Below are 10,769 nucleotides of genomic sequence, written 5' to 3'. Positions count from 1 at the left end.
CCCCTGAGCGGCCAACCGATCCCGTTTCCCCCTACGCCTTCCTCGATTCGCGCAAGCTCCACGACGCAGCCCTGCGTGCGCTCGATCACTACCTGCAGCCCCAGGCGGAAAAGCAGCCCAGGCCCGTCTCTCAGCCCAGCACGATTTTCACTGTCCTTCCCGAAGTCGATTCCGAAACCCTGCTGGCCCATGCCTGTGAAACGCTGGCCTCGGCCAATGTCATGGCCAGTGAATTGGCGTTTACCCTGAGCGGCTCGACGTGCAGTCAGCTTCTGGGCATTCAGCAGATGATTTCGCTCGCTGAGCTGTCGGTAAATCGCGTCCTTGATCAAGTCGATCCGCAAGGCTGACGCGCAACAAAAAGCCCGCTGACCTTCACAGGTTCAGCGGGCTTTTGCGTGCAGCGGCAAAAATTACAATGTGCCGAACACCTTCTTCGCCAGACCTGTCGCCGCGGCGGCCGGGTTCTTGCGGATGGTTTCTTCCTGTTTGCCGATCATTTCGAACAGGCCGTTCAGTGCTTGCTCGGTGACGTAGCTTTCGACGTTGGCGCTCTTCGCATCCACCACGCCGAGGGTCGCGGCCTGGCCGGCGAAGGCGTTGTACTTTTGCGCTACGCCGACCTTGTCGGTGGCTTGTTTGACGATGGGCAGGAACTTGGCGCGGATCTGTTCGCGGCTGGATTTGTCCAGGTATTGGGTGGCCGAGTCAGTGCCGCCGCTGAGGATGCCCTTGGCGTCGGCCACGGTCATTTTCTTAACGGCGTCGACGAGGATCGGTTGGGCCTGGGTCACGGCGCTTTCTGCGGCCTTGTTCATGGCGGTTTCGAGTTCGTCGACCTGGGCACCCATGCCGAAGGCTTTCATCTTGCCGGCGACTTTGCCGAGTTTGCCTGGCAGTTCGATTTTCACGTCCGGGTTGTTGCTGAAACCGCCCGGGGTGCCGAGTTGTTTGACGGCGATTTGCGCGCCTTGGGTCAGGGCGTCCTTGAGGCCGCCGGTGGCATCTTGTTGCGAGAGGTCGCTGAGCGACAGTGCCAGGGCGCTGGCAGAGATCATCAGGCCCGCGCACAGGCCGGCGAGGCGAAGGGTAGGGCGGAACATGGCGGCTTCCTTGAAAGGCAATTAGCGAATGGCGTCGACGCGGATTTTCAGCGGCTGCGGATCGTTGCCGTCCAGTTGCACGGCGTGGTTTTCGGTGGTGATGAACATCAGCTCGCCGTTGACTTCGATGCGCGCGCTGACCGAGTAGCGGTGGCCGGGTTTGACCTGCGCCGGATCGTAGCTCAGATGAAACGGCAATGGCACCTGGCCTTTGACCGGGCCTTTTTGCTCATCCAGTACAACCGCCGGGGCATCGGCCAGCGACACGTCCTGCAGGCTCACGCTCAGGGTGGCGCTTGGCGGCAGGGCGATGCGTTGCAGGTAGAACACTTCGCCGTCGAGGCCGACCTTGTCGGCGGGGGGGGGCGACTGGCAGGCGCTCAACAGGGTGGCGGCGGCGAGAAGGGTGAGTTTTTTCATCGGGACCTCTGAGACTTGTGCGCCGGAAGAATCCCGGCGCCAAGGGAAATCTAGCGGATTTTGCTGTCAGCGTCAGTGAACAAACGTAAGGGTTTTTCCAGTCAATGCATCAGAGCCTGAAATGATCACGTGCGTTTTTCAGGCGATGCAGGGGAGAGTTTGATCGACCCAGGTGAAACCGAAACCGCTTGGTGGTAGCGGTTTTCAATGGCGCTAAGTGCATAACGTTTGCCTGGGACGACGCTGCCGGGATCGTATTTCAGATAAAACGAAGTGGCGGTTTGTTCGTCATGGTCGATGCGTACCAGTTCAACTTGCCGCTGCTCATACTCATGCAGGCTGACGGTCACGGCTTCTTCAGCCGGAACCGTCGTGGGTCCCTGTACTTCGACATAAAGTTGCCCGATTGGACTCAAGTGCAAGGTCTGGCGATGCGGCGCCTTATTGACGATGACGAAGTAGTCCAGTTCGATCAGCAACGGTTGATGGTTATGAAACATCTGGACGTTGACCTGATACTTCACGCCTGCATCCTTGTAAGGGTGAGGGAAGTGAAACTTCCACCCGACGTCATAGAGCGAAGCATGGCGCCACTCCTTGATCATCACAGGCGCTGAAGAGTTAACAAGTTTGACGCTGACTCGCGTTTCGCTGATACCGCCCTGTGGGGCGACAAAGTCCGCTGGCAGATTGAAGTTCAAAGTGACGTGAGGGGTGTTTTGACTTAACAGGCTCATCTCGATATCCGTTTCGTGATTGGTGGACTGAGCCTATTAATTCATGAATCAACTAACGGAGCCATTGCAGGACGGCCCCGTTAGTTGTCAGCAAGTTTCATACTTGTGGTGCATCCGCTGTTTCGGCAGCATCTTCACTGCGATGTAAAGCCACCTGACGGATCGACAGACGAATCTCCGCCGGCAACACGCGTTTGGCTGCACCTTCGGCCAGCTCACCGAGCAGTTCGTGGTAGCTCAGCTTGCCGGCTTCGTCGCGGCGCAGTACGTCCAGATCGAGCATCGTCTGGATGAAGTGACGGAACAGGCTCTTGTCGAAGAACTCCGGGGCATTCAGACCGTGCAGGATCGACAGGCGCTGGGCCATGACCGTGCACAGGTCTTCCAGTTCTTCGGCGCTGATGCTGTTCTGACCGCTGTTGAGCAGCAGGGACACGGTCATGTAGAAACGCTGCAGGGTCTGGGCGATGCTTTTCGACAGCAGGGTCAGCAACACAAAGTGTCGCGAACTTGGCGCCGGACGCATATACACGTCCTTCTCGAAACGCAGCAGGCCTTGCTCGACAAACGCTTGCAGCCATTGATCGACGACGCCGTCGATTTCGTCCAGCGACCAGCGAATGAACAGCTCCGCCTGCAGGTACGGATACAGCGCACGGGTGTAGCGCAGGATCTGTTCGCGGCTCATGCGCGAGGTGCTCTGGAAGAAGCTCGCCAAGAGCGCCGGCAGGGCGAAGATGTGCAGCACGTTGTTGCGGTAGTAGGTCATCAGGACGGCGTTTTGCTCGTCCAGATACAGAATCTTGCCCAGCGCATCGTTCTGCTCGGACAGCAGATCCATGTCTTTCACATGCTCGATCAGCGCGCGACCGTCGCCTTCCGGCAACGTGGTGTGCGGCGAGTACGGGACTTTGCGCAGCAGCGCCAGATACAGATCCAGCACCCGCGCCATGGCCCGATCGTCCAGTGCCAGGCGGGTGGTCGAGAGCAGCGCCAGCGCCACCAGATTGACCGGGTTGATCGCCGCTGCTTCGTTCAAGTGCTGCGCGACCTTTTCGCCGAGGCGATTGGTGGTCTCGTTGAGCCATGCCGGTTTGTATTGCGGGCCGAGCTCCTGCTGGCGCCAGTCTGGCTGTTCGTTGTCGAGGAACTCCGCCAGTTTGATTGGCTCGCCGAAGTTCACCGCGACCTGACCGAAGCGCTGCTTGAGCGCGCCGATGACTTTGAAGATGTCGAAGATCGACTCTTTCTTCTTGCTCGCGCCGCGCAGTTCACCGAGGTAGGTACGACCTTCCAGCACGCGTTCGTAACCGATGTACACCGGTACGAAGACGATCGGCATCCGCGATGAACGCAGGAAGCTGCGCATCGTGATCGCGAGCATGCCGGTTTTCGGTTGCAGCATGCGTCCGGTGCGCGAGCGGCCGCCCTCGACGAAATACTCGACCGGGAAACCTTTGGTGAACAGGGTGTGCAGGTATTCGTTGAACACCGAGGTGTACAGCGGATTGCCCTTGAACGTGCGGCGCATGAAGAACGCGCCACCACGGCGCAGCAGGCTGCCGATCACCGGCATGTTGAGGTTGATCCCGGCGGCGATGTGCGGCGGGGTCAGGCCGTTGCGGAACAGCAAGTACGACAGCAACAGATAGTCGATGTGGCTGCGGTGGCACGGCACGTAGATCACTTCGTGACCCTGGGCGACCTTCTGCACGCCTTCGATGTGGTTGACCTTGATGCCGTCGTAGATCTTGTTCCAGAACCAGCTCAGCACCACTTCGAGGAAGCGGATCGCGGTGTAGGTATAGTCCGAGGCGATCTCGTTGCCGTAGCGCAGGGCCTGGGCCTTGGCTTTTTCCGGGGAGATATTCTCGCGTTCGGCTTCGTCGAGGATCGCCTGCTTGACCAGTGGCTGGTTGAGCAGACCCTTGACCAGATTGCGCCGGTGCGAGATGTCCGGGCCGATCACGGCGGCTTTGAGGTTGCGGAAGTGCACGCGCAGGATGCGCTGGGCCATGCGCACGGTGCGTTCGTGGCCCTTGTTGTGCTCGATCAGTTCGCGCAGGTGGATCGGCGCCGAGAACTGCACGCGGGTCTTGCGCCCCAGAACGATGATGCTCAGCAGCCGGCGCAGACGCCCGGTGACCGCCCAGCTGTCGGCGAACAGCAACTTCCACGGGCTGTTTTCGCTGTCCGGCGACTGGCCCCAGAACACGCTGACCGGAATGATCTGCGCGTCTTCGGCGGCGTTCTGGGTCAGGGCGCTGACCAGTCGGGTCAGGGTCGGCGGTGCGCCGCGCTTGTCCTGACGGCCGAGCCAGTCCGGGTCCGGCGTCAGATAGAAAAACGCCGCCGGTTCGATCAACGGCCCCACCGACACCGGCAGCACCGGACGCGGCAGACCGGCCTTGGTGCACTCGGTGTCGACCACCGCCAGATCGGTGAGCGAAGGGTTTTGCAGGACGTAGAACACCGGGCGACTGCGGTCGAGGTTGAGGGTGAACGACGACTGGTTGATCGTCTCCGAGCGAACCCAGAGGTACAACAGTCGGCGCAAGGTGCCAAACACAAGACGGCGGAACGGGGAACGGGTCATACGGCTTCTGCGTGAGTGAATAAAACCGAGCAAGTGCTCGGGCGGTCGACAGTTTGCCGGATTCATCGAAAATCGGCAAAAAAGCGGCGAAGTAATCTCCTGTTGAGACTTTTTGCGCCTGTCATATACTCGGCAATCTGTCGCCGGGGCCCTTTATGGACGTCGGGCGCAGTCTGACGTTCCGCAAAGGCTTTCCTGCGAAAAGCCTGTTCAATAATAAAAAAGGAGTATGAACAGATGGCAACACGTGAAACCGGCAATGTGAAGTGGTTCAACGACGCCAAGGGCTACGGCTTCATTCAGCGCGAGGACGGGGTGGACGTGTTCGTGCATTACCGCGCGATTCGCGGTGAAGGGCATCGCTCGCTGACTGAAGGTCAGCAGGTTGAATACGCGGTGGTGACCGGCGAGAAGGGTTTGCAGGCTGAGGATGTGGTAGGTCTGTAACTTTCAAGATCAAAAGATCGCAGCCTGCGGCAGCTCCTACAGTTTGGAATGCATTCCCCTGTAGGAGCTGCCGAAGGCTGCGATCTTTTGCTTTCAGGCAGTTTTCCAGGTGATCTCTTCTTCACCGTCGGCGCTGATGCGAATCCAGCGATCAGCCGTTTCCTCACCTTCTTCCTCGACCCAGGTGCCCGGCGCGCAACGCACTTCGACGTTCAGCGCGGCAAAGGCGGCGCGGGCGCAGGCGATGTCGTCGTCCCATGGGGTCGCATCGCTTTCCAGGTACAGGCTGTTCCATTTACCCACGGCTTTCGGCAGCCAGGTCACCGGGATGTTGCCGGCCTTGCACTTGTAGGTCTGACCTTTCTGTACCCAGTCGCTGCACGGGCCCAGAGCCTCACCGAGCCAGGCGGAAATCGCCTTGTGGTCGACGTCGGCGTCTTTCAGGTAAATCTCGATGTCCGGTTGGCGCATGGATGTCCTCACTGCGGGTCTGAAAAATCCATTCGCGGATTTAGCCGGCCCCGGGCACTCGCCCGAGACCAAAAGTTATTGAAGAACGAAATAATCGTAGCGCATCGACACGGTGGTCACGAACGGCTCGGCCTGCTCGATCACTGCGGCGCGGCGTTCGGCACTGGCGCGCCAGCCGTGGGGTGTCATCGCCAACAGGTTGGCGCGATCCTCGGGCTTGTCCAGGGTCAGTTTGAATTCCAGGGTTTCGCTGTGCGCCAGCGCCATGCCTTCGGGCACTAATGCCAGATGCTTGTCGTCGGTGTACTCGCGCACTTCGTCGTACAGGCGTTCGCGCAGTTCCATCAGGTGGCCGCTGGTCGGCCCCACCTTCATCAGCCCGCCGCCGACGCTGAGCAGGCGCTTGGCCTCTTCCCAGTCCAGCGGACTGAAAACGCTCGCCAGAAACTGGCAACTGCCCGACGCCAACGGCACGCGGGCCATGCTGGCGATCAACCAGGTGATTGCCGGATTACGTTTGCAGGCGCGCTTCACCGCTTCACGGGAGATGTCCAGCGCGTAGCCATCGGCATCCGGCAGGGCCTCGGCGATCTGCGCGGTGTAGTAACCCTCACCGCAACCGATATCGACCCAGCGCGCCGGCGCATAACTGGCTGCCAGCTCTGCCAGACGTTTGGCCACCGGCGCGTAATGCCCGGCGTTCAGGAAGTCGCGGCGGGCCTCGACCATGGCCTGGTTGTCGCCAGGATCACGGCTGTTCTTGTGCTGCACCGGCAACAGATTCAGGTAACCCTGACGCGCGCGGTCGAAGCGGTGGCCGGCGGGGCAGACCACGCCGTTGTCCACCGCATTGAGCGGTTCACTGCAGATCGGGCACGCGAGCATCAGGCGAGCAACTTGATCAGGGTCTGGTAGTAGATCTCGGTCAGCACGTCGAGATCGGCCGCCAGCACGCGCTCGTTGACCTGGTGAATGGTTGCGTTGACCGGCCCCAGCTCAACCACTTGGGTGCCCATGGTGGCGATGAAACGACCGTCGGACGTACCGCCACTGGTGGACGCCTTGGTCTCGCGGCCGGTGATGTCCTTGATGCTCGACGACACCGCGTCGAGCAGCGCGCCCGGTTCGGTGAGGAACGGCAGACCGGACAGCGCCCAGTCGATGTGCCAGTCCAGATCGTACTTGTCGAGGATGTCGACCACGCGCTTCTGCAGGCCTTCGACGGTGGATTCGGTGGAGAAGCGGAAGTTGAACACCGCCACCAGATCGCCCGGGATCACGTTGGTCGCGCCGGTGCCGGAGTTGAGGTTGGAAATCTGGAAACTGGTCGGCGGGAAGAAATCGTTGCCGTGATCCCAGTGCTCGGCGGCCAGTTCGGCCAGCGCCGGGGCGGCGAGGTGGATCGGGTTCTTCGCCAGATGCGGGTAGGCCACGTGACCCTGCACACCGCGCACGGTGAGCTTGGCGCCCAAAGAGCCGCGACGACCGTTTTTCACCACATCACCGACCAGCGTGGTGCTCGACGGTTCGCCGACGATGCACCAGTCCAGACGTTCCTTGCGCGCAACCAGACGTTCAACCACCGCTTTGGTGCCGTGGTGCGCCGGGCCTTCTTCGTCGCTGGTGATCAGGAACGCGACCTTGCCCTTGTGATTCGGGTAGTCGGCGACGAAGCGCTCGGCGGCCACGGTCATCGACGCCAGGCTGCCTTTCATGTCCGCTGCGCCACGGCCGCAGAGCATGCCGTGTTCATCGATTACCGCGTTGAACGGGTCGATCTGCCAGGCGGTCACCGGACCGGTCGGCACCACGTCGGTGTGGCCGGCGAAGCACAGCACCGGGCCGTCGTTGTTGCCATGGGTCGCCCAGAAGTTATCCACATCCTCGATGCGCATCGGCTCCAGGGTGAAACCGGCATCGCCCAGGCGCTGCATCATCTGCTTCTGGCAATCGGCATCGACCGGCGTCACGGACGGACGGCGGATCAGGTCGATGGCGAGTTGGAGGGTCGGCGAAAGGTCGGCGTGGGCCGTCATGGGAAACTCCGGGGATCATGAATGTGGGCGCGGACTGACTGTAGGAGTGAGCCTGCTCGCGATTACGGTGTGTCAGTCAACTTAAACATTGATTGTTACACCGCAATCGCGAGCAGGCTCACTCCTACAGGGGATAGTGTTCGGTCAGTCAGACCGATATCCCGCCAAGCCCTGCAAAATGGCGGTTATCTTAAAGCAAAACGGCGACCATTGGCCGCCGTTTAGTGCATCGAAGAACAATTAGACGACAGGCGCCGGTTCAGGCTCCGCCGCAGGTTTTGGCAGCGACGACAGGAACGCCATGATCAGCGCCGCGACGTACGGCAGCGACTGCACCAGCAGCATGACCACCCAGAAGCGCATGTCGTTGCTCGGAATGCCCTGCACCAGGTAGATCCCCAGCGCCGCGCCCCACAACAGCAGCATGATGAACAGTTCTTCCCGCGCTTCGGAAATCGCCACCCAGAAACCGTGGTTGTCGGCATTTTTCGGCGTGCGGAAAAACGGAATGCTGCTGGTGAAGAAGCCGTACAGCACCGCTTTGGCGATGGTGTGCGACAACGCCAGCCCGGCCAGCGCCGCGCAGAACGCATCCTTGAGGTTCACGCCGACGGCGCGGCGGTAGAGGAAGATGATCTTGCCGACCTTGAACACGAACAGCGCCAATGGCGGGATCGCGAAGATCAGCAGCGGCGGATCGACCCGTTGCGGCACGATGATCATCGCTGCCGACCACAACAGCGCGCCGACGGTGAAGAAGATGTTCATGCCATCCGCCACCCACGGCAGCCAGCCCGCGAGGAAGTGGTAACGCTGGCCACGGGTCAGCTCGGTGTCCTTGCCGCGCAGCAGGCTGCGGGTGTGGCGCTTGATGATCTGGATCGCGCCGTAGGCCCAGCGGAAACGCTGCTTCTTGAAGTCGATGAAGGTGTCCGGCATCAGACCCTTGCCGTAGCTGTCGTGGTAATACGCCGCCGACAGACCTTTTTCGAATACGCGCAGGCCGAGCTCGGCGTCTTCACAGATGCACCAGTCGGCCCAGCCCAACTCTTCCAGAACCGAACGCCGGGTCATGGTCATGGTGCCGTGCTGGATGATCGCGTCACGGTCGTTGCGGGTGACCATGCCGATGTGGAAGAAGCCTTTGTACTCCGCGTAGCAGAGCTTCTTGAAGGTGCTTTCGTTCTGGTCGCGGTAGTCCTGCGGCGACTGCACCACGGCGATTTTCGGATCGGCGAAGTGCGGCACCATGTGTTTGAGCCAGTTCGGGTGCACGCAGTAGTCGGAGTCGATCACCGCGATCACTTCGGCGTCCTTGGCGGTGTGCGGAATCAGGTAGTTCAGCGCGCCACCCTTGAAGCCGGCCAGGGGCGAGACGTGGAAGAATTTGAAGCGCGGGCCGAGGGTTGCGCAGTAGTCGCGCACCGGTTCCCAAACCGCTGGGTCTTTGGTGTTGTTATCGATAATCAGGACTTCATAGTCCGGGTAATCGAGGGCGGCCAGGGCATCGAGGGTCTGTTTGACCATATCCGGCGGTTCGTTGTAGCAGGGCACGTGAATCGACACTTTCGGGCGATAGCTGGAGTCGCCCACCACCGGCAGGAATTCGCGCCGACGCTTGTGAATCCATACCGCCTCGGCCAGTTCATGCGCCTCGGTAAGCAACACGATAAACACCCCGAGCGCACCGAGCGCCAGCAGGAAACCCACCGTCAGGCTGAACCACGTGCTGTATTGCTGGCTGTAGTCGTAACCGATCCACACCAGCACCGAACCGCAGAGGAACGCGATAAAGGTCAGGAAGGTCCGGCCACGCTGGCGCAGGGCCGAGCCGTCGATCATCAGCAGGGTCAGCGACAACAGCGCCAGCACCACCGAGCCGATAGCCAGCACACGCCATTGCGGGATCGCGACTACAGGGCCTTCGAAGTTGAATTTCTGCTGGCGTGCAGCGTTGAACACGCCCCAGTAAGCGCCCACCGAACCTTCGTCACTGGCCTTCCACGGCTGGTCGAAGGCTTCGATCACGAAGTAGTTGAAGCCCTGACGGTTGAGTTTGTTGACCAGCGTACGCAGGTAGATCGCCTGATCCGCCGGCGACGCATCGGCGCCACCGCGCATGCGACCGTTGCTCGGCCAGCCGACTTCGGACAGCAGCAACGGCTTTTTCGGGAACAGCTTTTTCAGGTCACGGGCGCGGTCGAAGACGAATTGTCCGGCCTTGTCGACGGGGATGAATTCCCAGTACGGCAGCACGTGCGCAGCGATCAGGTCGACGTGCTTGGCCAGTTCCGGGTGTTCTTCCCAGACGTGCCACTGCTCGGACGTGGTCACCGGCACTTTCACCGCAGCACGAACCCGGTCGAGCAGCACGCTCAGTTGTTCGGCGGTGATTTCCTTGCGGAAGATCGCCTCGTTACCGACCACCACCCGCACCACGCTGCGCGAGGTATTGGCCAGTTCGATGGCGCGCTGGATTTCCCGCTCGTTGCGTTCCTGATCGGGGCTGATCCAGATCCCGAGGGTCACGCGCAGACCGAACTCTTCCGCCAGCTTCGGGATGTCCTGCAGCGAACCGTCGACCGAGTAGATGCGGATGTTGTCCGTCAGCTTGCTCATGATCTCCAGGTCGCGGCGCATTTCATCGTCAGTCGGATACTGATCCCTCTGTGGGAATTGTCCCTGCTGAAATGGCGAATAGGAGAAACCGGAGATCTGCTCCGGCCAGTTGGGCGCGGAGACCGGGCGGTTGATCAGCGCCCAGAAACCGGTGAACAGGGCGGCGATTGCCAGAACCACCACCAGGTTGAGACCAAATTTACGCGATGACATAGCTATTTCGGGTTCCAAAGGCTGTGGAACGAAGGAACGGTTCGGCTTACGCCAAAAGGGCGCGAATCCTACACCGGCAATTCACTGGTCGTACACCGGACAGGGAAATGCTCGATGTTGGGCAGTC

10 protein-coding genes are annotated in these 10,769 nt (G+C 60.8%); 2 read left to right on the top strand and 8 right to left on the bottom strand.

The window, feature by feature from the left end; genetic code table 11:
* The coding region (locus tag DBR18_RS15360) for a DUF6124 family protein (protein ID WP_108590940.1) at positions 1-350 on the top strand (350 nt) is incomplete at its 5' end.
* A gap of 63 nt (positions 351-413) precedes the next feature.
* Here the strand turns inward: DBR18_RS15360 and DBR18_RS15355 are convergent.
* From DBR18_RS15355 to plsB, 4 genes are all read right to left on the bottom strand, one after another.
* The gene (locus DBR18_RS15355) at positions 414-1,103 is read right to left on the bottom strand and encodes a DUF4197 domain-containing protein (RefSeq protein WP_108590939.1); all 690 of its coding nucleotides are present in this window, start codon (positions 1,101-1,103) and stop codon (positions 414-416) included.
* Between the two features lie 21 nt (positions 1,104-1,124).
* The gene (locus DBR18_RS15350) at positions 1,125-1,523 is read right to left on the bottom strand and encodes a YbaY family lipoprotein (RefSeq protein ID WP_108590938.1); all 399 of its coding nucleotides are present in this window, start codon (positions 1,521-1,523) and stop codon (positions 1,125-1,127) included.
* A 125-nt stretch (positions 1,524-1,648) separates the two neighbouring features.
* Positions 1,649-2,260 carry a hypothetical protein gene (locus DBR18_RS15345; RefSeq protein ID WP_256588722.1) on the bottom strand — a complete coding sequence of 204 codons (612 nt, stop codon included), beginning with the start codon at positions 2,258-2,260 and terminating at the stop codon, positions 1,649-1,651.
* A gap of 97 nt (positions 2,261-2,357) precedes the next feature.
* Complete coding sequence (gene plsB, locus DBR18_RS15340; protein ID WP_108590937.1) at positions 2,358-4,856, bottom strand: glycerol-3-phosphate 1-O-acyltransferase PlsB; 2,499 nt, start codon at positions 4,854-4,856, stop codon at positions 2,358-2,360.
* Between the two features lie 237 nt (positions 4,857-5,093).
* Here plsB and DBR18_RS15335 point away from each other — a divergent pair, with 237 nt between their 5' ends.
* Positions 5,094-5,303, top strand: a complete 210-nt coding sequence (locus tag DBR18_RS15335; protein WP_007964248.1) for a cold-shock protein — start codon at positions 5,094-5,096, stop codon at positions 5,301-5,303.
* Between the two features lie 93 nt (positions 5,304-5,396).
* Here the strand turns inward: DBR18_RS15335 and DBR18_RS15330 are convergent, their stop codons facing one another.
* From DBR18_RS15330 to DBR18_RS15315, 4 genes are all read right to left on the bottom strand, one after another.
* Positions 5,397-5,774 carry a hypothetical protein gene (locus DBR18_RS15330; protein ID WP_007964251.1) on the bottom strand — a complete coding sequence of 126 codons (378 nt, stop codon included), beginning with the start codon at positions 5,772-5,774 and terminating at the stop codon, positions 5,397-5,399.
* A 75-nt stretch (positions 5,775-5,849) separates the two neighbouring features.
* Positions 5,850-6,659: a putative RNA methyltransferase gene (locus tag DBR18_RS15325; RefSeq protein ID WP_108590936.1), complete on the bottom strand. Its 810-nt coding sequence runs from the start codon at positions 6,657-6,659 to the stop codon at positions 5,850-5,852.
* Entirely contained in the window at positions 6,659-7,810 is a 1,152-nt protein-coding gene (gene dapE, locus DBR18_RS15320) for a succinyl-diaminopimelate desuccinylase (protein ID WP_108590935.1), read from the bottom strand. Before dapE ends, DBR18_RS15325 begins: the two co-directional genes overlap by 1 nt.
* Positions 7,811-8,050: 240 nt before the next feature.
* Positions 8,051-10,642: a glycosyltransferase gene (locus DBR18_RS15315; RefSeq protein ID WP_108590934.1), complete on the bottom strand. Its 2,592-nt coding sequence runs from the start codon at positions 10,640-10,642 to the stop codon at positions 8,051-8,053.
* Between the last annotated feature and the right edge of the window lie 127 nt (positions 10,643-10,769).

Origin of the sequence: Pseudomonas sp. HMWF021 (assembly GCF_003061005.1) — a bacterium.
In the GTDB taxonomy this organism is placed as follows: Bacteria; Pseudomonadota; Gammaproteobacteria; order Pseudomonadales; family Pseudomonadaceae; genus Aquipseudomonas.
This window is presented reverse-complemented; position numbering and strand designations above follow the sequence as displayed.